The sequence below is a fragment of the Streptomyces sp. NPDC059010 genome, assembly GCF_042740355.1.
GTDB lineage: Bacteria > Actinomycetota > Actinomycetes > Streptomycetales > Streptomycetaceae > Streptomyces.
Genome location: NZ_JBHYJA010000043.1, coordinates 44803 through 66577, shown reverse-complemented (window position 1 = coordinate 66577; position 21775 = coordinate 44803). Strand labels below are relative to the sequence as shown.

Sequence of the window (21775 nt, the reverse complement as noted above, 5' to 3'; positions counted from 1 at the left end):
GTCCAACCTCTCGGTTGGACCGCCCCTCACCGTTCGGGCGGGTCGGATCGACCGCGTCAGGCCTTCAGCGTCCTGATCGACGTCGGCGCGTGGCCGGGCTCGGTCGCGAGCTCCTCGAACTCGACGACGTTGCTGATGTCGTTGGTCGTGGACATGGAGATGTTGGTGACGCGCTCCAGGATCGCCTCGACCACCACCGGGACCTGGTGCTCCTGGGCGAGCTTCTTGGCCTGCTCCAGGGCCGCGCCCAGGTCGGCCGGGTCGGTCACCCGGATCGCCTTGCAGCCGAGGCCCTCGGCGACCTTGACGTGGTCGACGCCGTAGACGCCCAGCTCGGGCGAGTTGATGTTCTCGAACTCCAGGTTGACCTGGAAGTCGATCTCGAACGCCCGCTGCGCCTGACGGATCAGACCCAGGTAGGAGTTGTTCACCAGGACGTGGACGTACGGGATCCGGTGCTGGGCACCGACCGCCAGCTCCTCGATCATGAACTGGAAGTCGTAGTCGCCGGACAGGGCGACGACCTGGGCCTCCGGGTCTGCCTTGGCGACGCCCAGCGCGGCCGGGATGGTCCAGCCGAGGGGGCCCGCCTGGCCGCAGTTGATCCAGTGCCGCGGCTTGAAGACGTGCAGCATCTGGGCGCCGGCGATCTGGGACAGGCCGATCGTCGAGACGTAGCGGGTCTCGGGACCGAACGCCTTGTTCATCTCCTCGTAGACGCGCTGCGGCTTGATCGGGATGTCGTCGAAGTGCGTACGACGCTGGAGAGTCGCCTTCTTCTCCTGCGCGGACGCGGCCCAGGCGGAGCGGTCGGGCAGCTTGCCGGCCGCCTTCAACTCCCGTGCCACCTGCACGAACAGCTGCAGCGCCGCCTTCGCGTCCGACGCGATGCCGTAGTCCGGCGCGAAGATCTTGCCGATCTGGGTGGGCTCGACGTCGACGTGGACGAACTTCCGGCCGGCCGTGTAGACGTCCAGCTTGCCGGTGTGGCGGTTGGCCCAGCGGTTGCCGATACCGAGGACGAAGTCGGACTCCAGGAAGGTCGCGTTGCCGTAGCGGTGCGAGGTCTGCAGGCCGACCATGCCGGCGTTCAGCTCATGGTCGTCGGGGAGCAGGCCCCAGCCCATCAGGGTCGGGACGACCGGCGTGCCCGTCAATTCCGCGAACTCCACCAGGAGTTCGGCGGCATCGGCGTTGATGACACCGCCGCCCGCCACGATCAGCGGCCGCTCGGACGCGTTCAGCATCCCGATCGCCTTCTCGATCTGGGCGCGGGTCGCGGCCGGCTTGTAGACCGGGAGGGGCTCGTAGGTCTCCGGGTCGAACTCGATCTCCGTCAGCTGGACGTCGATCGGCAGGTCGATCAGGACCGGGCCGGGACGGCCGGAGCGCATCAGGTGGAAGGCCTGCTGGAAGACGCCGGGGACCTGGGCGGCCTCCAGGACGGTCACCGCCATTTTCGTCACCGGCTTGGCGATCGAGGCGATGTCGACGGCCTGGAAGTCCTCTTTGTGGATCACGGCGGTCGGCGCCTGGCCCGTGATGCACAGGATCGGGATCGAGTCGCCGATGGCGGAGTACAGGCCGGTGATCATGTCGGTGCCGGCCGGGCCGGACGTGCCGATGCAGACACCGATGTTGCCGGCGTGGGTGCGGGTGTAGCCCTCGGCCATGTGCGAGGCGCCCTCCACATGGCGGGCGAGGGTGTGCTGGATGCCGCCGGACGCCTTGAGAGCCGCGTAGAAGGGGTTGATCGCCGCGCCCGGCACACCGAACGCGTTGCTGACGCCCTCGCGCTTGAGGATCTCGACTGCCGCTCGGGCAGCGGTCATACGAGCCATTGAGTACTCCTGCTTCGGCTGTCGGATTCGCACTCCCGTCGCGCCCCGCGGTGAGCAATTCCGTGACGATGACATCCGCGAGACCAGCCGGCCATCCGGCCAGCGTTTCCGTATCGCGGAAATTCTTTTCTACTATCTGGAAGCAATGTAAGTGGGCGGGTGAAGACCGTCAAGGGGCGGACAACCGGGCGGGTCCTGGAGGACGATGGGAACGGTGTCCGATGCGAGGTCGTCCTGGAGTGGCCATGTCCGAGAGCGTGTCGGTGCGCTGCCCGGCCTGCCGGCGCGAGCATCTCTACGAGGCACCGGCCTATCCGTGTGAGTGCGGGGCGCCCGTCGCACCGTCACTGGATCCGCACGGGACCGCGACGGCCGTCACGCACCGCTCCTGGGAGGACGAGTGGGTCGCCGTGCGCTGCACGACCTGCGGCCACAAGGGCGAGTGGCCCCGACCGGAGCTGGGATGCGACTGCGGGGCGGTGCTGCGGATTCCGGTGACGCGGGGCGCGACGGGGAAGGCGGAGGCGGCCGAGGCGCCTGACGGCTCTGGGAAAACCACGGGGGCGCGGCAGGACACCTCGGCCTCGGACTCCTCCCGGCCGCGGACGGCTCCCACCCAACGCCGCGCCTTCCAGCCCATCACGATCCGTACCGCGCGCGACGCGGTCACGGCAGCCGCCGTCTATCTGCGCTGGCTCGGCTACCGGGACATCCGCCGCGCCGACCAGCGGCCGCCGACCGGGATCGGCATCGCCGCCCACGGGCTGCTCGCGCAGGTCGATCCGACGGTGCGTCCGGCCTCCCTGCGGGACGTGGAGTGCCTGTGGCTGACGGCCATGACGGAGTCCACGGCCTGCGTCTACTTCTCCCTCGCCGGATACGCCCCCGACGCCCGCACCCGCGCCGACTCCCTGGGCGTCCCGCTGTTCGTCCTCGACCTCACGGGCACGCCCCAGCCGGTCAACAGCCTGGCCGACGAGCTGGACGCGACGGGCGCCCGGTAATCCGCTCGCGCCCGGCGCGGTCCCCGGCGGACACTCGGCACATGCGCATCCGCCCCGCTCTGCCGGACGAACTCCCCGCCCTCCAGGACATCGAGCGTGCCGCCGGAGCCGCCTTCCGCGACCTCGGCATGGCGGCGATCGCCGACGACGAGCCGCCCGCCCTGGACGTCCTGGAGCACTACCGCCGGGCCGGCCGCGCCTGGGTCGCCCACGACGACGGTGACCGTCCGGTCGGCTATCTGATCTGCGAGCCCGTGGACGGCGCCCTGCACATCGAGCAGGTCTCGGTGCACCCGGACCACGCGCACCGCCGCATCGGCCGGAGCCTCCTCGCGTACGCCGCCGACCGCGCGGGCGAGGAGGGCCTCACCGCTCTCACCCTGACCACCTTCACCGAGGTCCCGTGGAACGCGCCGTACTACGAACGCCTCGGCTTCCGCACCTTGGACGAGGCCGGGCTCACCCCTGGACTACGGAAGATCCGCGCCCACGAGGCGGAACTCGGCCTCGACCGATGGCCACGGGTCTGCATGCGCCGCGACTAGCCGTGCGCCGCGGCCATCCATCCGCCGCACCCCAGCCATCCGCCGCACCCAGACCCGCGCCGCAACCGCCCTCAGCCGACCCCGTACCTCTCCCGCAGCTCCACCTTCCGCACCTTCCCGGACACCGTCATGGGAAAGGCATCCAGGATCTGCAGCCGGCTCGGGACCTTGTAGTGCGCCAGCCGCCCGTCGCAAAACCCCCGTAGCTCCTCCAGCGTCGGCGGGTCGCCCGCGTCGCGTGGGATGACGCAGGCCAGCACCTCCTCGCCGTACCTCTCGTGCGGCACCCCTACGACCTGGACGTCCGCGATCTTGGGGTGGGCGTACAGGAACTCCTCGATCTCGCGGGGGTAGATGTTCTCGCCGCCCCGGATGATCATGTCCTTGATGCGGCCGACGATCTCGACATAGCCGTCCTCCCGCATCGTCGCGAGGTCACCGGTGTGCATCCAGCGCCCGGGGTCGACGGCCTCGGCGGTCTTGTCGGGCTCGTTCCAGTAGCCGAGCATCACGCTGTAGCCGCGGGTGCACAGCTCGCCCGCCGAGCCGCGCGGCCGGGTCACGCCGGTCGCCGGGTCGACGATCTTCACCTCGATGTGCGGCAGGACGCGGCCGACCGTGGCCGTGCGGTGTTCCAGGTCGTCGTCCCGGCGGGTCTGCAGCGAGACGGGGGACGTCTCGGTCATGCCGTAGCAGATGGAGACCTCCGCCATGTGCATCTCGGCGACCACCCGCTTCATCACCTCGACCGGACAGGGCGAGCCCGCCATGATCCCGGTGCGCAGGGAGGAGAGGTCGTACGACGCGAAGTCGGGGTGGTTCAGCTCCGCGATGAACATCGTCGGGACGCCGTAGAGCGAGGTGCACCGCTCCTGCTGGACCGCCTCCAGGGTGGACTTCGGGTCGAAGGAGGGGGCCGGGATCACCATGCAGGCGCCGTGCGAGGTGGCCGCCAGGTTGCCCATGACCATGCCGAAGCAGTGGTAGAAGGGCACCGGGATACAGATCCGGTCCTGCTCGTCGTACGCGATCAACTCCCCCACGAAATAACCGTTGTTGAGGATGTTGTGGTGGGAGAGGGTGGCCCCCTTGGGGAAGCCCGTGGTGCCCGACGTGTACTGGATGTTGATGGGGTCGTCGCAGGACAGTTCCTCGTACGGCACCGGCGTCCCCCGCGCGATCAGCGCCTCCCAGCTCGGGTCCCCGATGAACACCGTCTCCCGCAGCTGCGGGCACTTGCCCCGCACCTGCTCGACCATCGCCCGGTAGTCGCTCGTCTTGTGGCTGAGCGAGGCGACGAGGAGCGAGATCCCGGCCTGCTTGAGGACGTACTCGACCTCGTGGGTGCGGTAGGCCGGGTTGATGTTCACCATGATCGCGCCGATGCGGGCGGTGGCGTACTGGACCAGGACCCACTCGGGACAGTTGACCGCCCAGATGCCCACCCGGTCGCCCTTGGCGACCCCGCTCGCGAGCAGCGCGTACGCCAGCCGGTCGACGTCCGCCGCGAACCGCGCGTAGGTCCAGCGGCGCCCGGACGGTACGTCGACCAGCGCCTCCCGGTCCGGCCAGGCCGCGACGGCCCGGTCCAGGTTGGCGCCGATGGTGTCGCCGAGCAGGACGGTCGCGCTCGTGCCGTGCGTGTACGACGGCTCGTGCGGGTGCAACGGTTCAGCGCTCACCGGAAGTCCTCCTCGCGGTACTCGGCGTCCGAGCCCGCGGCCGTGGCCTCGCGCAGCTCGATGCGGCGGATCTTGCCGGAGACGGTCTTGGGCAGCGGCGCGAACTCCAGGCGGCGCACGCGCTTGTACGGCGCCAGGACCTCCCGTGAGTGCTCGAAGAGCACCTTCGCCGTGTCCGGGCCGGGCTCCCAGCCCTCCGCGAGCACCACGTACGCCTTCGGCACCGCGAGCCTCAGCTCGTCCGGCGCGGGCACGACGGCCGCCTCGGCCACCGCCTCGTGCTCCAGCAGGGCGCTCTCCAGCTCGAACGGGGAGATCTTGTAGTCGGACGCCTTGAAGACGTCGTCGGCGCGCCCGACGTAGGTGATGTAGCCGTCGGCGTCCCGCGCGCCGATGTCGCCGGTGCGGTAGTAGCCGCCGGCCATCGCCTCCGACGTACGGTCGGCGTCGCCGTGGTAGCCGGTCATCACGCCGACGGGGCGGGCGGACAGGTCGAGGGCGATCTCGCCTTCCGCGGCCCCCGGCGCGCCGGAGACCGGGTCGAGGAGTTCGACGCGGAAGCCGGGGCTGGGGCGGCCCATGGAGCCGGTCTTCAGGGGCTGGCCGGGGCTGTTGGAGACCTGGACGGCGGTCTCGGTCTGGCCGAAGCCGTCCCGGATGGTCACCCCCCAGGCCTCCCGGACCCGCTCGATGACCTCGGGGTTCAGGGGCTCCCCCGCCGCCACGGCCTCACGGGGCCGGGTGCGCAGCGCGCTCAGGTCGGCCTGGATGAGCATGCGCCAGACGGTCGGCGGGGCGCAGAAGGTGGTGACGCCCGCACGGTCCATCTCGGCCATCAGCCGGGCCGCGTCGAAGCGCGTGTAGTTGTGGATGAAGACGGTCGCCTCGGCGTTCCAGGGCGCGAAGAGGTTGGACCAGGCGTGCTTCGCCCAGCCGGGCGAGGAGATGTTCAGGTGCACGTCGCCGGGCTTGAGGCCGATCCAGTACATGGTGGCCAGATGCCCGATGGGGTACGAGGTGTGGGTGTGCTCGACCAGCTTGGGGCGGGCGGTGGTGCCGGAGGTGAAGTAGAGCATCAGCGGGTCGTCGGCGGCGGTCGGCCCGCCGGGGGTGAAGTCGGCGGATGCCGCGTACGCGTCCTCGTACGCCTGCCATCCCTCGCGCGCCCCGCCGACGGTGATGCGGGTGTAGCGGCCGGGCACCTCGTCGAACTTGCCGGTGTCCTCCGCCCGCACCAGCACGTGCCGGACGCGGCCCCGCTCCACCCGGTCGCGCAGGTCGGCCGGGCCGAGCAGCGGCGTCGCCGGGATGACCACGGCGCGCAGCTTCATCGCCGCGAGGGCGATCTCCCACAGCTCGACCTGGTTGCCCAGCATGACGAGGACCCGGTCCTCGGGCCGTACGCCGCGGGAGCGCAGCCAGTTCGCGACGCGGGCGGACCGCTCGGCCATCTCGGCGAACGACACCCGGACCTCGCCGCCGTCCTCCTCGACGATGTGCAGGGCGGTGCGGTCGTTTCCGTCCGCGATCACGTCGAACCAGTCGAGCGCCCAGTTGAACCGGTCGGGCCGAGGCCAGGAGAAGCCCTCGTAGGCCGTGGCGTAGTCCTCGCGGTGTTCCAACAGAAAGTCCCGCGCGCTGCGGAACAGCTCCGTCCCCGTCGTCATCTGTCCTCCTGGTTTCCGGACCTTGCCGGGCGGCTCTCTGCCATCGTGTAATCCGTGACGTGGGTCTCACTACCCCCGAACGGGGGTGTGCGCTCCGGGAAGCAAGGGTGAAAGGGCAAAGGCGTGGCAGTGGACGCGGCCGCAATGGTGGAGATAGGGAGCGCGCTGGTACGCCTGCGCCGCTCGACCGGGCTGCCGGTCGCCTTCGGCGGCCTGGTGGAGTCCGGGGGCCCGCGGATGCGCATCAGCGAACTGAACGGCACGGCCACCGACTCCCTGCGCAGACTCACCGTGACCGCCGGCAACGGCCTGGGCGGCAAGGCCGTCGCCCTCGCCCGCCCCTGCGCGGTCACCGACTACTCCGCCTCCCGGCAGATCACCCACGAGTACGACGCGGCGGTAGCCCTGGAGGGACTGTGCTCGGTGGTGGCGGTCCCGGTCGTCGTACGGCGCCGGGTGCGCGGTGTCCTGTACGGCGCCCTGCGCACGGTCCAGCCGCTGGGCGACCGCACGCTGACGGCGGCCGTGGAGGCGGCGCGGGACGTGGAGCAGGCGCTGGTGGTGCGGGAGGAGGTGAGCGGGCTGCTGGCGGCGGCCGGCTCCGTCCGCGCCGGTCCGGGGGCGGAGCGGCCGGCTGCGGACGGCCGGGGTGCCGCGTGGGAGCAGGTCCGCGAGGCGCACACGGCGCTGCGGGCGCTGGCCCCGCGGATCGCCGACCCCGCCCTGCGCGCGGAGCTCCTGGCCGCCTGCGGCCTGCTGACGGACGGGCCCCGCAGCAGCGGCGTCCAGCTGGCGCCCCGCGAACTGGATGTGCTGGCGTGCGTGGCGGCCGGCGCGACGAACGCGGTGACCGCCGAGCGGCTGGGGCTGCGGGCGGAGACGGTCAAGGGCTATCTGCGGTCGGCCATGCGCAAGCTGGGCACGCACACCCGCGGCGAGACGGTGGCGGCGGCGCGTCGGGCGGGGCTGCTTCCGTAGGGACGCAGGTCGTCGCCCTCGGAGCGGCCCGCTCGGACGACGCTCATTCGGTCGGGCGAGCTTTGAATTTCCCTATGCTGCCCGCTGTTATTTGCCTCACCATGTCCTGGGCCCGAATTTCAAAGATCCGTTGCCTAATATTGGCCCGAACACGACACACGGAGGGGAGCGGTAACCGTGCGACGCGACTTCAAGGAGCCTGCGAGATGCCGCCCCGACCAGGTCATCGGCAGGGAGGAGCTGTTCGCCGCGGCGCGTGAGCAGCTCGGCCGGGGCGGCAGCGTGCTGCTTCACGGGCCTGCCGGAATTGGGAAGTCGACCGTCCTGCGGGCATTGGCCACGGAATACGGCGAGGCCGCGCGCACCGTGTTGCGCTGCTCACCCACGGAGTCCGAATCCCATCTCCCCTTCCTCGCCCTGGCCGACCTCCTCGGCCTGGTCCTTGAGGAGGTGTCCGACCGGCTCCCGGCCGCCCAGCTCAACGCCCTGGAGTCGGCGCTCACCGGCCGCGGCGAGTCCACCCTCCAGAGCGACGGCCTCGCCCTGCGGCTGGCTGTACTGTCCGCCCTGCGCGCCCTCGCCGACAGCGGCCCCGTCCTCGTCGTCGCCGACGACCTCCAGTGGCTCGACCCGGCCAGCGCCGAGCTCCTCGGCTTCGCCGCTCGCCGCCTCGGCGAGACCCCCGTGCGCATGCTGTGCGCGGTGCGGACCGACGGCCAGGAGTACGACCGCCATCTACGCGCGTCTCCACCGGACACCCTCGCCGTACGGCTGGGCCCTCTGTCCCGCGCCCAGATGTCCACCCTCCTCGACCACCGCGGCTTCACCGGCCTGCCCCGCTCCACGGTCCGGGACATCCACCGCACCAGCGGCGGCAACGCCCTGTTCGCCCTGGAGCTGGGCCGCGCCCTCGCCGAGAACCCCACACCGCCGCGCCCCGGCGAGCCCCTGCCGGTGCCCACCTCGCTGCGCGCACTGGTGCTGAACCGCCTGGAGATGCTGTCGGAGGAGGCGCGCCGCACCCTGCTCGTCGCGAGCGCCGGAGCCCGCCCCACGCTGGCCCTGCTGCACGCGGCCGGCCGGGACAACGCCGAGGCCGAGACCGCCCAGGCCGCCGAGCTCGGGCTGCTGGCGACCGAGCCCGAGGGGCCGGCCGTACGGTTCGCCCACCCGATGATCTCCGCCGCGCTCTACGCGGAGGCCCCCGCGCAGGAGCGCCGGGCCGCGCACGCCGCGCTGTCCACGGCGGCGTCCGACCCCATCGAGCGCGCCCGGCACCTGGCCCAGGCGACCACCGGCACCGACCCGGACGTCGCCGCCCGCCTCGCCGAGGCCGCCACCCTGGCCCGGGACCGGGGAGCACCCTCGGTGGCCGCGCAGCTCTCGCTGCTCGCCGCCCGGCACACCCCGGCCGACGGCACGCCGAGCCCGGATGTGCTGCGGCTGCAGGCCGTGGACGACGCGATCACCGCCGGCGAGCTGGACCTCGCCCGGGACATCGCCCGCGAGGTGCTCGCCCGTACGACGGTGCCCGCGGAGCGGGTGCGGGCCTGGATCGCCGTGATCGACACGGCCGGCCATGCGATGAACGAGGTCGACGCGATCTTCCCGCAGGCCCTGGCCGACGCGGGCGACGACCCGAAGCTGCTCGCCCTGGTCCACTACCAGCTGACCTGGCGCGCCCTGCTGGTGAAGGGCGACTTCGACGAGGCCCGGGAGGAGGCCGCGTACTCCGCGGAGCTGGCCGCGCGGGCCGGCGACCGGTACACCGAGCTGATGGCGCTCGCCTTCCGGGCCCAGATCGAGACCCTCATGGGCCACCCGGACGCCCCCGCGACCATCCGCCGGGCGCTGGAGGAACCCCAGGACCCGAGGGTGGCCTGCCATCACAACGGCGCCGGCTACTCCCGCTTCCGCTGGCTGATCATGAGCGACCAGCTGCCCGAGGCCCGGGCCGCGGTCACCGCGCTGCTGCGCGAGGTGCGCCGGCACGGGTGGGTGGAGAGCGAGGTGCACTTCCTGCGCGGCATCGCCGAGACCGAACTGCACTCCGGCCACTGCGGGCGTGCCCTCGACCTGGCCCGCGAAAGCCTGCGGCTGGCCCGTGACACCGGGATCGGCGAGGTGGCCTCCGCGGTGCTGACCTCGCTCGCCGAGGCCGCGGGCGGGGAGGTCGACCGGGCGCTGGCGCTGGCCCGGGAAGCGGTGGAGCACGCCGAGGAGGACGGCGACCAGATGTACGTCTCGCGTGCCCTGGCCGCCCTCGGCCACGCCCAGCTGGTGGCGGGGGACGCGCAGGGGGCGGTCCGTTCGCTGCGCCGGGTGCGCGAGGTGGAGCAGGGCCTCGGCATCACCGACCCGGCTCGCGGCCGCTGGCACGGCGACCTCGCCGAGGCACTGGTGCGCAGCGGCGAGCTCACGGAGGCGCAGGACGTCATCGACGTCACTCGCGAGCAGGCGCGGCGGCTGGACCGCGAGAGCGTGCTGGCCGTCCTCGACCGGGCCGAGGCGCTGGTGCGTGCGGCGCGGGGCGAACAGGACGCCGCCGTGGTCCAGTTGACGTCGGCTCAGGACCGGCTCGCCAAGCTGGGCTACGGCCTGGAGGAGGCGCGGGCCGCCTTCGCCCTGGCCCAGCTGCGCACCGGTGCTCCCGGCCCGACGTCGTACGACGAGGCGGCCCGGCTGTTCCGCCGGTGCCGGGCGCTGCCGTGGCTGCGGCTGGTCGGGTCGGCCGCCGAGGCCCGTCCCGCGGAGCCGGCACCCGCGCCAGTCCCCGCGCCGGACGGCCTGGAGGGGCTGGCGGGGCTCGCCTCGATGGAGCGTCAGGTCGCCGCGCTCGTCATGGAGGGCGCGACGAACCGGGAGATCGCCGCGCGTCTGTTCATCAGCGTGAAGACGGTCGAGGCGACGCTGACCCGGGTCTACCGGAAGCTGGGGATCCGATCGCGGGTCGACATCGTCAGACTCGCGGCGGGACGCCGTACGAAGTGAGTTCGGGCTGCCGGACACGGTGAACTCGGGCTGCCGGGCGCGGTGAGTTCAGGAGGCCGGGCGAGGTTGGCTCCTGGGTGCCGGGCGAGGCTGGCTTCGGGCGTCGGCGATGTGTGTTCGGCGTGGCGTACGAGTCAGGTTCACCCGTCTTTGTCGGTCTGCGGGGTTTGGACGGCACGACCGAGGGTTTTCCCTGCCCAACTCCCTTAGGGGGTTCCCTCATTGGGCAGGGCAACTGCTGGGACCTAGCTTTGGGGTGTGCCGCTCGCCCGGGCACACGGGGGTCGGTCCCGCGGCCCCCGTGCACACCCCCCACACCGGGCGCGACCCCCCACCGGCAACACCTGATGAGGAGTCTCATGTTCGGGCTCACCCGTGCCAACAAGACCGCCGCCGTCGCGGCGACCGTTGCCGCCGCCGCGGCCGCACTGCTCAGCGCCCCCACCGCTGAGGCCGCACCCCAGCCCATCGTGGGTGGTACGACCACCACCACGGCCACCTACCCGTTCATGATGCAGATCACGGACGCCTCGGAGAGCCAGTTCTGCGGCGGCACGCTGGTCTCGCCCACCAAGGTCGTCACCGCGGCCCACTGCATGGCCGACGAAACCGCCGGCAACGTCCGGGTCGTCGGTGGCCGCAATCTGCGCAACGGCACGGACGGCACGGTGAGCAAGGTCAGCAAGATCTGGGTCCACCCGGACTACACGACCGCCACCGAGGGCAACGACCTCGCCGTGCTGACGCTGTCGACCTCGATGCCGTACAAGACGGCCTCGTACGTCGGCTCCTCGGACACCGGTGTGTACGCGGCCGGCACCACCGCCCGCATCATCGGCTGGGGCACCACCTCCTCGGGCGGCAGCTCCTCCAACCAGCTGCGGACGGCGACCGTGCCGACCGTGGCCGACTCCAGCTGCGCGAACTCCTACGGTTCGGACTTCGTCCAGTCCGACATGGTCTGCGCCGGACTCGCGTCCGGCGGCGTTGACACCTGCCAGGGCGACAGCGGCGGTCCCCTGATCATCGGGGGCGTCCTGGCAGGGGTTGTTTCCTGGGGCGAGGGCTGTGCCCAGGCCGGTTTCCCGGGTGTCTACACCCGGCTGACCACCTTCTCGGACGACGTGACCGCACAGGTCCAGTCGTAGCCGGGATCAGCACCCAGAAGGTCTCCTGAGCACACCTCAGGTGAAGACCAGGGGGCGTTGCGGGCCTCCACGAGCGGCCCGCAACGCCCCCTATCCATGTCTCTGTCCCTTGTCCCTGTCCCGCTCCCTGTCCCGATCCATGTCCATTGTCAGTGGCCCCTGTTTGAATGGCTGCCGGATGGAGGTGATGGACATGGTGTCCACAGACCGTCTGCTCGCCTTCGCGGCGATGTCGGTCCTGGTGATCGTGATTCCGGGGCCGAGTGTGCTGTTCGTCATCGGCCGCGCCCTGGCGCACGGCCGCCGCACCGCCGTGGCGACGGCGCTGGGCAATGTCTTCGGCTCGTATCTGCTGGTCGTGGCCGTCGCGGTGGGGATCGGCTCGCTGGTGGAGCGGTCCGTCGCGATCTATCTGACGGTGAAGCTGGCCGGCGCGGCCTATCTGGTCTACCTGGGCGTCCAGGCCTTCCGGCACCGCAAGGAGCTCAAGGCGTCGGCGATACGGTCGCAGCCGGCCGGACCGCCGCGCGGTGACCTGCGTACGGTCCTCGACGGCGCCCTCGTCGGTGTCACCAACCCCAAGGGCGTGGTGTTCTTCGCCGCCGTACTCCCCCAGTTCGTGGAACACTCGGCGGGCCATGTCCCGCTGCAGATGCTCCTGCTGGGCCTGGTCCCGATCACCATCGGCCTGGTCACGGACACCCTGTGGGGCCTGACCGCGTCGGCGGCCCGCACCTGGTTCGCCGGTTCCGACCGGAGGCTGTCGCTGATAGGCGGAGCGGGCGGGTGCACGATGATCGGGCTCGGCGTGACGGTCGCGGTGACGGGCCGCGCGGACTGAGAACCGCCACACGGCCCGCGGACTGAGAACCGCCGCACGGCTACTGGATGACGGTCCCGAAACGGATGTCGTACGACGCCTCCGCGTGCAGCACCCGCACCACCCGCTCCGCCTCCTCGGTCACGTCCACACGCTGGGCCTTGGTGAGCTCGGTGAACGGCTCGATGACGAGGTCGTCGCCGATGATCCGCCACACGCCCGCGAGGAAACCGTCCACGAGGAGCGGGCGGTAGAACGTGTTGGCCTGCCAGGTGCGGCCACGGTTCTCGGCCGGGATCACCCGGGTGCGGTCGGCGTGGGAGAGGAGGAGGTTGTCGAACTCGGGCAGCAGGCGGGGCGGGGCCGGGGTGTCCGGGTCGGGGCGCGGGGCGTCGGGGAGGTCGAAAAGTTCGACGCCGTTCTCGTCCCGGAAGGTGAGCAGCTGGGGGCGGAGCCGTTCGAAGGCGGCCCGCATCCGGGTGAGACCGGACCAGGTCTGCATGTCCTTCACGGAGGCCGGTCCGAAGGCGGCCAGATAGCGCAGCACCGCGTCGTCGGCTGAGACGGCCGGCTCGGCGGGGCGGCCCAGCCAGTGCTCGGCGGTGGTGAGGGCGACCTGGGCGCTACGGCCCCACAGCCCGCGCGGGGTGATCTGGACGAGGGGAAGGCTGCAGCGGGCGGCGACGGCCAGGGACTGCGGGTCGGCGTCCGGCCACTCGGCGCTGAGGGCCTCGCGGAGCTGCTTCATGGTGCGGGGCTCGGCCTCGACGAGTTCGCGGGCGAGTACGGCGAGCCGGTCCAGGTCGACGCCGACGAGGCCCTTGCGGAAGTAGTTGATCTCCCGGTCCCGGGCCGGCTGGACCAGCGGACGCAGGGTGAGACTGTCGTCGGCGGTGTGCAGATGGATCGTCGAGCGCATGGTGACGATGCGCACGGCGGCACGGTCGGCCAGCAGCCCCGACAGCTCCTCGGGCGTGAAGTCGTCGAGCCGGGCGGCGAGCGCGTAGTACGGCGGCTTGACCTCCTGCGCCTGGAGACCGACCAGATGCTCCACGGCCGCCCTGACGGACAGAGTCGAGCGGCGAAGCAGCAGCTGCCGGTCGAGGGTGGCACGGTTGAGGGCGCGGGGACTGAGGACCGGTTCCGTCCTGGTCATGCCTTTCACCGTCCTCGTCGCCTTCACCGCGCTTGTCGCCGTCGCTGCCGTCGCTGCCGCCGTCGTAGCAGCCGTCGTCCCTGCCATGGTCCTCTTCGTCATGCTCCGCACACTAGGGAGACTTGCGGACAGCTACCGTCCGCAACTCTCACCGAATCTGGGTCCGGCCCATCCGCCCATGTCATTCGCCCCGTATATCCTGCTCCGTGATCACGCACTCGTCGTTCCGACCGGGAGGCAGCCGCGATGTCCGAGCGACGCGCCCGACCCGCCTCGAAGAACCCCATGAAGTCCGTCTGGCGCCGAGCCCTCACCCCACCGCCGCCACCGGGCCCACCGCTGCCGGTGCCTCCGGCGAACCCCGCGACTCCCGAATCCTCCGACGTGGTGAGTGTCGTGCAGGCGGCGCTGTACCGGGACGGTGTGCGGGTGTCCGCACCCGCCACCCTCGCCGAGACCTACCGCGAGCTGCGTGACCAGCCGTCGGGCATGGCATGGATCGGCCTGGCCCGCCCCACCGAGGCGGAGCTTCTCTCCCTGGCCGCGGAGTTCGATCTGCACCCGCTCGCGGTCGAGGACGCGATGGAGGCACACCAGCGGCCCAAGCTGGAGCGCTACGGCGACACGCTCTTCGTGGTCCTGCGCGCGGCCCGCTATCTCGACGCGCCGGAGGAGGTCGACTTCGGCGAGCTCCATGTGTTCGTCGGCCCCGACTTCGTGATCACGGTCCGCCATGGCGCGGCCCCCGATCTGTCGGCGGTGCGCCGGCGCATGGAGGAGACGCCGGAGCTGCTGAAGCTCGGGCCCGAGGCGGTGCTCTACGCGATACTGGACGCGGTGGTCGACGGCTACGAACCGGTCGTGGCAGGCGTCCAGATCGACATCGACGAGATCGAGACCGAGGTCTTCCGCGGCGACCCCGAGGTCTCCCGCCGTATCTACGAACTCTCCCGCGAAATGGTCGAGTTCCAACGCGCCACCCGCCCCCTGGTCGGCATGCTGCACGGCCTGATGGCGGGCTTCTCCAAATACGGCACGGACGAGGAACTCCAGCGCTACCTCCGCGACGTCGCCGACCACGTCACCCACACCAGCGAACGCGTCGACGGCTTCCGCCAGGCCCTCACCGAGATCCTCACGGTCAACGCGACGCTGGTCACGCAGCAACAGAACGCGGAGATGCGGGCGTTGGCGGAGGCGGGGTTCGAGCAGAACGAGGAGATCAAGAAGATCTCGTCGTGGGCGGCGATCCTCTTCGCCCCGACGCTGGTCGGCACGATCTACGGAATGAACTTCACGCACATGCCGGAGTTGCACTGGGTGTTCGGATACCCCTTCGCGATCGCCCTGATGGGGATTGTCTGCACCAGTTTGTACGTCATCTTCAAGCGGCGGGACTGGCTCTGAGCAATCACGCGACGAGCACCTATGTCACGGCCTCCGAGGAGCTGACGCGACTGCCACCCGGACAGTTCACGGTTCAGCCGACACTCCCCTGCCCAGTCTCGACTCCCCATGGATCGCCTTCTCCCGACGCCGTCGACAAGGCACACGGTGCGTACGGAGAGTCAGCACTTCCGGACATGCCGGAGCCGGATCCCGCCGAGGCCGCCGCGCACCACGGCTACGACCTCGGCGGACACAGCGCCCGCCAGGTGGACCGCGACCTGATGCGCTGGGCCGACACCATCCTGGCCATGGACGTCACAAACCTGACGGCGCTGCACGAACTGGCCGACGAGCACACGGTCGGCCGACTCGCGCTGTACCTGGGCGACCGCGACGTACCCGACCCGTTCGGACAACCGGGCAACGCGTTCCACGACTGCATCGAGATGATCGTCGCGGGCTCTGCCCGTCGCCTTCAGCGCCCGGACGGCTGATCTACGGCCGCCAGGACCGCATCGACAAGCCGTTCCGCGGCATCGGGGCGGCCGTGAGCGCGCGCCCGCTCGGCGACACTCGCGCGCCGCGCCCCATCGGTCAGCAGCGGACCGACAGCCGCCTGCAAGCTCGCCGGTGACACCTCGTCCAGCAAGGCGACAGCGGCACCGGCGTCCTGCAGATGACGCGCGTTGTGGGCCTGCTCGTTGCCGGCCGACGACGCCAGGGGGATGAACACCGCAGCCTTGCCGAGGGCTGTCAGCTCGGCGATCGTCCCAGCGCCGCTGCGGGAGATCACCACATCGGCCAGGGTCAGGACGTCGGGCAGTTCGCTGCCGACGAAGCCGGTCAGGTAGTAGCGGGCCGCCAGGGCGGAGGGCAGGGTGGCCGCCTGCACTCGCATGGCGGCCAGGTTGGCCTCGCCGCACTGGTGGATGACGTTCGCGTGGCCCAGCAGCCACGGCAGGATCCCGGCGACGGTCTGGTTGATCTGGGCCGATCCCTGCGCGCCACCGGTGACATACACGGTGGGCAAGGAACGGTCGAAGCCCCTCAGGGACAGAGCCTCCACAGCCTTCTCCGCCTGCCCCACGAGTACCTCCGGCCGCACCGGATTACCCGTCACGACAGCGCCGGCACGAGCCGCCTCCGGCAGCAGCGAAAGGGTGGACTCCGAGGACACGGCGAAGACGGCCGCAGCCCGCGCGAGAGCCTTGTTGGCAAGGCCAAGGCGCACCGTCTGCTCGTGCACCACCAGCGGACGCCGGCACATCTTCGCCGCCAGCCCCACCGGCACGGCCACATAGCCGCCCGTGGCCAGCACGACGTCCGGCCGGAAGTCGGCGACGATCCTCCGTGCCTGGCTCACACCGCGCGGCACGTTCGTCATGTCCTTCACGTTGGCCAGCGAGACCAGCTTCAGTGGATTCTTCGAACGACGGATCTTGCCCGTGGCGACCTCGACGAACGGGATGCCCTCAGAGGCAGCCACACGGGCCTCCAGCCCACTCGCCGTGCCCACCCACAGTACGTCGAGAGCCCTACCCGCAGCGGCCAGACGTGCCTGCAGGGTCCGCACAGCGGTGAGAGCCGGATACGTATGTCCGCCGGTCCCGCCACCAGTGACGATCAGGCGAAAGGGCGCCGCAGGGCTGGTACCAACGCCCTGGAAGAAGTCAGCCATCCCGGGAGACTAGCGCGACCTCCCAAGGAGACGTCGCAGTTCGGACAGGCATCTGAAGGGGCCCAGGCACGCAGAGAAGGGCGCTCGGCGTGCTGCACTTCCTGCGCCGTGTCGGTCTGCCCTCCCAGGAACACGACCCTGACCTGATCGATCGAGGGGCGCGGACCGCGAGACCCTCACCAACCTCCGCAACGTGTTCCTCGCTTGCCCCGGCGTAACTGGCAGCGCAGAACGAATGCCCGCGCCGCAATCTCGTTCGGGCCATCTCAGTCTCGCGGGCTATGCCTGCATTATCGCGTCAGTGAAGTGGTCGTTCCTGCGTTGCCAACGTTGAATCAACCCGCCGACCCGGCAGTCAACGCGCCCCCGTAGCCGGATCGCTCCGCTGTAGGACCGCACAAGCCTTGGCGACCTCCGACTCCGCACAATCGCTTGCCACCTGGGCGCGGTCCGCCGCTCTTCTACTCGCGGCCAGGAAGCCAACAAGTGCTGCCACGAAACCGGCGAGCACGGCACAGTAGTGGGCAGTGCGGGCGACCAGACGTGCCTGTCGCAGGTTCAAATGGGCGGCGGCCCGTCGCCCCTCCCGTCCTCGTCTGCCCGCCGAACCGGCCGCGTTCGCCGCGCCTGCGGCACAGAGTTCGGCGAGCACGGCGAGCGAGGATGCCAGGGGCACCAGACCGCCCAAGGCCAGACCAGCCGCCAGGGGGACCGAAATGACACGTTCCAATGTAGGATGCGTCGGCATGAAAACGGTTGCCAGACCGTAGCCGGCCATGCCGAACAGCATGAAGGCGCCGAACGCGTTCCCGATCAGGGACTTGAGCGGACCCGTCCTGCCTTCCCCGCCCGACGGCTCCTCATCGAAAGGCGCCCTTCCGGCACTGCCCGGCCCTCCGACCGACTCATGCTGCTCGATGCGCGCGGTCTGGTGGAAGGTTGGCCGGGACGAAGCATGGTGATGCACGTCCCCGATGACGTCACCCGCGATGAAGATTCCGGGACCATGGTTGTGCTGATCCCCCATGATCGATGGTTCAGGTGTCTCTGCCATGCGCCGCACCGTGGTTGATCGTGAGCCCGCCAGCGACACTGCCGTTGATGAAGGTGCCCGAGCCGTGGTTGTGTTGGTTGATCACTGTGGTCGGCCCGTCCCTTTCAACAAGCGCCCGCAGTTCCTCGAAGGCCGCACGGTCCGCGCGTACGAGTCCTTCCACGCCCAGCGCCCACCCAGCGGCAGCCCGGCGTGCCGCCTCGTCCCGCTCGGGCGCGGAACACTCCATCACACTCGCACGATCCTGGTCGAGGCGCTCCAACTCGGCTGCGGCGTCCGGCTGGTCGCCTCGTCGCAGCAAGCGCCGTAGGAGGTCCCGCGCCTTCGCGTAAGTGTCCTGTGATGCCTGGCTGAGAAGTGCCGCGAACACTGTCGTCACGGCGAAGGTCAGCTCGTCCACGTGTGTCTTCTCCCCCACTGGTCCCAGCACTGTATCCGCGCGCGCACACGTCGGCAGCCGGAACGGTTCATCCCGGATCCCAGCGGCCGTAAGGGCGTCATTCTTTTCAACCCACCCACGACGAAAGGGCGCTGGCAAGCGCCTGCCCGCCCTGCTGGACGGCGGTTCCGGCCACCAAAGCGGGCAAGGCTTGAGCGACCCCCCTCAAGGCGCCGGCCTGCGCCTGGGGATCAGTCGCGGCCAGCGAGGTGTCGACGGAAACCGTCATGGCCCGCAACACTGCCGCGTTGGCGAGACCTGCCTCGTGCAGCTCCACACCGGTGCGGAAAGAGGCGAGGAGTTCACGTACGGTCTCGATGCCGACGGCGCCTTGCACGGAGGCAGACTGGTACACGTGGGAGATGTTCTGCCCCACGACGTTCTGGATGGGCGCGTTGTTGTGGCCGTAGACCTGAATGCTGGTGATGACCGCGGCTGACCGGGTCCTTCTCCTCGGCCCTGCCATCCTCACGCAGCAGGAGCGCTTGCTGGTTCACGTGGCGGGCGGGGGCTGACCGTGGACGACGTCATGGACGGTGTCCCGGAGATGATCTAGGGGCGTCCCGTCTCAAGTGGTCTGGCCCAGAGCCGCGGTTGTGACCCGGGCGACCAGAACGGTTGTGACACCTGGGGCGCCGAAAATCTCAGTTGATCTGGGCCCTGGCGGATGAATACTGGCTGTCGTCTCAGTTGATCCGGTCTGCTTCCGGCGCTTCGAATCGGACTGGTGGAAGAACCTGCGAGAGATGACCATGCACGATGACCAAGTGGACGTGACCACCGAAATCGTTGCGGCCTTGATCCAAGAACAGTTCCCTCAGTGGAGCGGCAAGGCGATCCAACTCCTGCCGTCGACCGGGACGGTCAACGCCATCTTCCGCATCGGGAACGACCTCTCGGCGCGTTTCCCCCTGCGTCTGGCCGATGCTGCCGAGGCGCTGGCGGTTCTGGAACGGGAAGCCCGGGCGAGTGCGGAGCTGGCGCAGGTGTCCCGGTTCCCCGCCCCGGAACCCGTCGCCTTGGGAAAGCCTGGAGCGGGCTACCCCATGCCGTGGTCGGTCCAGACATGGCTGCCGGGAACGATCGCCTTCGATGCCGACCCGAGTGGGTCGGACGCCTTTGCCGAAGACCTCGCGGTCTTCATCGCCGCCCTCCGGGACGCCGAGACGCGGGGGCGGCGTTTCAACGGCGACAATCGTGGCGGCGTTCTCGCTCACCACGACGAGTGGATGGCGCAGTGCTTCGAGGAGAGCGAGGGGCTGCTCGACGTGCCCCGGCTGCGCCGGATGTGGAGCCACTTTCGGGAGTTGCCCCGCACGGGTGCCGACGTGATGAGCCATGGTGACTTGATTCCCGGCAATGTGCTGGTCGCGGGAGACCGGCTCGGCGGCGTACTCGACACCGGCGGCTTCGGCCCGGCCGACCCCGCGCTGGATCTGGTCAGCGCCTGGCACCTGTTGCAGCCAGGCCCGCGGGAAGTGCTCCGGCGGACACTGGCCTGCGACGATCTGGAATGGGAGCGCGGCAAGGCATGGGCGTTCGAACAGGCGATGGGTCTGGTCTGGTACTACGTCGAGAGCAATCCGACGATGAGCAGCATGGGGCGCCGGACACTCGACCGCATTCTGGAGTCGATGGAGTGACGTCGCCCCGGCCGTACAAAGGAGCTAGCCATGATCAGCGGTGCGCATGTCATCCTCTACAGCCAGGACGCCGAGGCGGACCGTGCCTTCATCCGTGACGTCCTCGACTTTCCCGGCGTCGACGCGGGCGGCGGCTGGCTCATCTTCAAGCTGCCCCCGGCCGAAGTCGCCGTGCACCCGACCGATGGCCCGCCCCTGCATGAGTTCTACCTGATGTGCGACGACCTTGATTCCCAGCTCGGCGAGTTCCGCGCCAAGGGCGTTGAGATCACCCGCCCGGTCAGCGAACAACGCTGGGGCAGACTGACTGCCATCCGACTCCCCAGCGGCGCCGAACTTCCGCTGTACGAACCGCTGCACCCCATCGCCCACGACCTGTGACCCCACGGCGCTCAACTCCTGTGGTGAGGCTGCGCCGTCTTGAAGTGGCTGGTCAGCAGGGGTGGTGTGACCCCGTTTCGGGCTGCTCGTACTGGTCGCGGGCGGCAGTCTGGGGTGTAGGTCGTCTGGCAAGGCGGTTTTACCGATGAGTCCTCCGTCCTCGAACGGTCTATCCAGCGATACGACCGTTCTCGACAGGAGTGCCATGTCCACCATCCAGCCAGTGATCCTTACCGCCAACCACGACGTCCTGCTCGGCTTCTATACGAAATTGTTCGGCGCCGAGGAGATCTTCCGGGTACCGGCGAAAGGCCAGGCCTTCTACCTCGGCTTGCGCATCGGCGACACCGACCTCGGGCTGGTGGCCAAGCCGGACCCGGGGACCGGGGCGGCACCGCGGATCCTGCTCAGCATCGGCGTCGACGACGTCGACGAGACGCTCGGCCGGGTGACGGCGCTCGGCGGCTCGGTCCGCGGCGGCCCCAAAGACATGCCGTGGGGACAGCGCGTCGCCCACATCCAGGACCCCGACGGCAACGCGTTGAACCTGACCCAGCCGATCCCGGCTCGGTGACGCTGTTCCAGGTTGCCCGTGCTGGTCGTGGGCTGCCTGCGGTAGAGAGCAATTTCCTGTAGTGGCCTCGACGTTCGTCGCGAATCCCACACCTTGCCACGTGCGATCGGGGTGACTCTCGGGAGAATATGGGGAGTTACGGCTGCGCTGGGGAGCGCGTGGGGATCCAAGCGGAAGGACTGGCTCTGCTTCCCCTGTGAGGCCACGTGCTCATGACACGGGATCGGGTAGCATCGCTGGTCAGACGGCCTGGACTGCCACGGGGGTGCTCGGCCGTTCAGATCAGGGGGCGGGGAGCATGTCAGGCGCGGGCTCGGACGGCTACAGGATCCAAGCGAGCGGCATGGACGGCGAGGCCGGAAAGCTCGACTCGGCGGGCGACGACGTAGGCGCCATACGCAAGGCCGTGGAAGACCAGATGTGCTACACACCGGACGCCCTCGGCGGCTCCGACTCCGGCCCCGCGTACGACAACTTCGCCGCCGCCTGGCAGGCCGAGGCGAAGACGCTGGAAGCCGCGCTGCACGAACTCGCGGACAAAGTCGGCATCTCCCAGCAGAACTACGTGAGCGCCGACCAGGACACCATCCTCGCGCTGCACTCCACGGGCGCGAACGACGGCCTGACGACCATGCCCGCACCCGCCGCTGCCCCCTCCGGGACGACCACGGGCCTCACCCCGGGCGCGCGCCCCGCCGCCCTCGGCGGTCCGCCCACCGGCACCCGGCCCACCCCCGGCGGGGCGCCCCCGAGTCTCGCCGACTTCGACTGACTGACCTGACTGA

At 70.3% G+C, this 21775-nt stretch carries 20 protein-coding genes; 12 read left to right on the top strand and 8 right to left on the bottom strand.

Annotation, left to right across the window (positions count from 1 at the left end; all coding sequences use genetic code 11):
- Positions 1-56: 56 nt before the first annotated feature.
- A complete protein-coding gene (gene gcl / locus ACFWYS_RS35600; protein ID WP_384777983.1) occupies positions 57-1841 on the bottom strand; it encodes a glyoxylate carboligase in 1785 nt (594 codons plus the stop codon).
- Between the two features lie 245 nt (positions 1842-2086).
- Here gcl and ACFWYS_RS35595 point away from each other — a divergent pair, with 245 nt between their 5' ends.
- Entirely contained in the window at positions 2087-2845 is a 759-nt protein-coding gene (locus ACFWYS_RS35595; protein WP_384777980.1) for a hypothetical protein, read from the top strand.
- A 41-nt stretch (positions 2846-2886) separates the two neighbouring features.
- A complete protein-coding gene (locus tag ACFWYS_RS35590; RefSeq protein ID WP_384777977.1) occupies positions 2887-3390 on the top strand; it encodes a GNAT family N-acetyltransferase in 504 nt (167 codons plus the stop codon).
- A 71-nt stretch (positions 3391-3461) separates the two neighbouring features.
- Here the strand turns inward: ACFWYS_RS35590 and ACFWYS_RS35585 are convergent, their stop codons facing one another.
- Positions 3462-5057: an AMP-binding protein gene (locus ACFWYS_RS35585; protein WP_384778071.1), complete on the bottom strand. Its 1596-nt coding sequence runs from the start codon at positions 5055-5057 to the stop codon at positions 3462-3464.
- An 11-nt stretch (positions 5058-5068) separates the two neighbouring features.
- The gene (locus ACFWYS_RS35580; protein ID WP_384777974.1) at positions 5069-6739 is read right to left on the bottom strand and encodes an AMP-binding protein; all 1671 of its coding nucleotides are present in this window, start codon (positions 6737-6739) and stop codon (positions 5069-5071) included.
- Between the two features lie 144 nt (positions 6740-6883).
- On the opposite strand from ACFWYS_RS35580, the gene ACFWYS_RS35575 reads away from it, so the two are divergent.
- The 4 genes from ACFWYS_RS35575 to ACFWYS_RS35560 all read left to right on the top strand — a co-directional run bounded on the left by ACFWYS_RS35575 (position 6884) and on the right by ACFWYS_RS35560 (position 12697).
- Entirely contained in the window at positions 6884-7717 is an 834-nt protein-coding gene (locus ACFWYS_RS35575) for a response regulator transcription factor (protein WP_384778068.1), read from the top strand.
- Between the two features lie 177 nt (positions 7718-7894).
- Positions 7895-10708, top strand: coding sequence for an AAA family ATPase (locus tag ACFWYS_RS35570; RefSeq protein ID WP_384777971.1), 2814 nt, complete (start codon positions 7895-7897; stop codon positions 10706-10708).
- A gap of 359 nt (positions 10709-11067) precedes the next feature.
- Positions 11068-11856, top strand: a complete 789-nt coding sequence (locus ACFWYS_RS35565) for a S1 family peptidase (protein WP_384777968.1) — start codon at positions 11068-11070, stop codon at positions 11854-11856.
- A 193-nt stretch (positions 11857-12049) separates the two neighbouring features.
- Positions 12050-12697 (top strand): LysE family translocator, encoded by a 648-nt coding sequence (locus ACFWYS_RS35560; RefSeq protein WP_384777965.1) that lies wholly within the window; start codon positions 12050-12052, stop codon positions 12695-12697.
- Between the two features lie 40 nt (positions 12698-12737).
- Here ACFWYS_RS35560 and ACFWYS_RS35555 read toward each other — a convergent pair whose 3' ends face one another.
- Positions 12738-13832, bottom strand: a complete 1095-nt coding sequence (locus ACFWYS_RS35555; RefSeq protein WP_384777962.1) for a winged helix DNA-binding domain-containing protein — start codon at positions 13830-13832, stop codon at positions 12738-12740.
- A 246-nt stretch (positions 13833-14078) separates the two neighbouring features.
- Here ACFWYS_RS35555 and ACFWYS_RS35550 point away from each other — a divergent pair, with 246 nt between their 5' ends.
- Together ACFWYS_RS35550 and ACFWYS_RS35545 are read left to right on the top strand one after the other, a co-directional pair.
- Positions 14079-15239: a magnesium and cobalt transport protein CorA gene (locus tag ACFWYS_RS35550; protein WP_384777959.1), complete on the top strand. Its 1161-nt coding sequence runs from the start codon at positions 14079-14081 to the stop codon at positions 15237-15239.
- 176 nt (positions 15240-15415) lie between these two features.
- On the top strand, positions 15416-15715 hold the full coding sequence (locus tag ACFWYS_RS35545; RefSeq protein ID WP_384777956.1) for a hypothetical protein: 300 nt from the start codon (positions 15416-15418) through the stop codon (positions 15713-15715).
- Here ACFWYS_RS35545 and ACFWYS_RS35540 read toward each other — a convergent pair.
- The 4 genes from ACFWYS_RS35540 to ACFWYS_RS35525 form a co-directional block, all read right to left on the bottom strand.
- Positions 15697-16899: a glycosyltransferase gene (locus ACFWYS_RS35540; protein WP_384777953.1), complete on the bottom strand. Its 1203-nt coding sequence runs from the start codon at positions 16897-16899 to the stop codon at positions 15697-15699. The genes ACFWYS_RS35545 and ACFWYS_RS35540 overlap by 19 nt on opposite strands.
- Positions 16900-17254: 355 nt before the next feature.
- Complete coding sequence (locus tag ACFWYS_RS35535; RefSeq protein WP_384777950.1) at positions 17255-17953, bottom strand: hypothetical protein; 699 nt, start codon at positions 17951-17953, stop codon at positions 17255-17257.
- Positions 17937-18353, bottom strand: a complete 417-nt coding sequence (locus tag ACFWYS_RS35530) for a hypothetical protein (RefSeq protein WP_384777948.1) — start codon at positions 18351-18353, stop codon at positions 17937-17939. Before ACFWYS_RS35530 ends, ACFWYS_RS35535 begins: the two co-directional genes overlap by 17 nt.
- A gap of 106 nt (positions 18354-18459) precedes the next feature.
- Positions 18460-18768, bottom strand: a complete 309-nt coding sequence (locus tag ACFWYS_RS35525; RefSeq protein WP_384777945.1) for a hypothetical protein — start codon at positions 18766-18768, stop codon at positions 18460-18462.
- A 370-nt stretch (positions 18769-19138) separates the two neighbouring features.
- Between ACFWYS_RS35525 and ACFWYS_RS35520 the strand changes: the two genes are divergently transcribed.
- From ACFWYS_RS35520 to ACFWYS_RS35505, 4 genes are all read left to right on the top strand, one after another.
- On the top strand, positions 19139-20035 hold the full coding sequence (locus ACFWYS_RS35520; RefSeq protein ID WP_384777942.1) for an aminoglycoside phosphotransferase family protein: 897 nt from the start codon (positions 19139-19141) through the stop codon (positions 20033-20035).
- Positions 20036-20065: 30 nt separating this feature from the next.
- Entirely contained in the window at positions 20066-20416 is a 351-nt protein-coding gene (locus tag ACFWYS_RS35515; protein WP_384777938.1) for a VOC family protein, read from the top strand.
- A 205-nt stretch (positions 20417-20621) separates the two neighbouring features.
- The gene (locus ACFWYS_RS35510) at positions 20622-20990 is read left to right on the top strand and encodes a VOC family protein (RefSeq protein ID WP_384777935.1); all 369 of its coding nucleotides are present in this window, start codon (positions 20622-20624) and stop codon (positions 20988-20990) included.
- 298 nt (positions 20991-21288) lie between these two features.
- The gene (locus tag ACFWYS_RS35505; RefSeq protein ID WP_384777932.1) at positions 21289-21762 is read left to right on the top strand and encodes a WXG100 family type VII secretion target; all 474 of its coding nucleotides are present in this window, start codon (positions 21289-21291) and stop codon (positions 21760-21762) included.
- Positions 21763-21775: the final 13 nt, after the last annotated feature.

Coding starts and splice junctions, on each gene's coding strand:
- gcl (WP_384777983.1), bottom strand. CDS start 1,841: ATGGCTCGTATGACCGCTGCCCGAGCGGCAGTCGAGATCCTCAAGCGC.
- ACFWYS_RS35595 (WP_384777980.1), top strand. CDS start 2,087: ATGTCCGAGAGCGTGTCGGTGCGCTGCCCGGCCTGCCGGCGCGAGCAT.
- ACFWYS_RS35590 (WP_384777977.1), top strand. CDS start 2,887: ATGCGCATCCGCCCCGCTCTGCCGGACGAACTCCCCGCCCTCCAGGAC.
- ACFWYS_RS35580 (WP_384777974.1), bottom strand. CDS start 6,739: ATGACGACGGGGACGGAGCTGTTCCGCAGCGCGCGGGACTTTCTGTTG.
- ACFWYS_RS35575 (WP_384778068.1), top strand. CDS start 6,884: ATGGTGGAGATAGGGAGCGCGCTGGTACGCCTGCGCCGCTCGACCGGG.
- ACFWYS_RS35565 (WP_384777968.1), top strand. CDS start 11,068: ATGTTCGGGCTCACCCGTGCCAACAAGACCGCCGCCGTCGCGGCGACC.
- ACFWYS_RS35560 (WP_384777965.1), top strand. CDS start 12,050: ATGGTGTCCACAGACCGTCTGCTCGCCTTCGCGGCGATGTCGGTCCTG.
- ACFWYS_RS35555 (WP_384777962.1), bottom strand. CDS start 13,832: ATGACCAGGACGGAACCGGTCCTCAGTCCCCGCGCCCTCAACCGTGCC.
- ACFWYS_RS35550 (WP_384777959.1), top strand. CDS start 14,079: ATGTCCGAGCGACGCGCCCGACCCGCCTCGAAGAACCCCATGAAGTCC.
- ACFWYS_RS35545 (WP_384777956.1), top strand. CDS start 15,416: ATGCCGGAGCCGGATCCCGCCGAGGCCGCCGCGCACCACGGCTACGAC.
- ACFWYS_RS35540 (WP_384777953.1), bottom strand. CDS start 16,899: ATGGCTGACTTCTTCCAGGGCGTTGGTACCAGCCCTGCGGCGCCCTTT.
- ACFWYS_RS35535 (WP_384777950.1), bottom strand. CDS start 17,953: ATGGCAGAGACACCTGAACCATCGATCATGGGGGATCAGCACAACCAT.
- ACFWYS_RS35520 (WP_384777942.1), top strand. CDS start 19,139: ATGACCATGCACGATGACCAAGTGGACGTGACCACCGAAATCGTTGCG.
- ACFWYS_RS35515 (WP_384777938.1), top strand. CDS start 20,066: ATGATCAGCGGTGCGCATGTCATCCTCTACAGCCAGGACGCCGAGGCG.
- ACFWYS_RS35510 (WP_384777935.1), top strand. CDS start 20,622: ATGTCCACCATCCAGCCAGTGATCCTTACCGCCAACCACGACGTCCTG.
- ACFWYS_RS35505 (WP_384777932.1), top strand. CDS start 21,289: ATGTCAGGCGCGGGCTCGGACGGCTACAGGATCCAAGCGAGCGGCATG.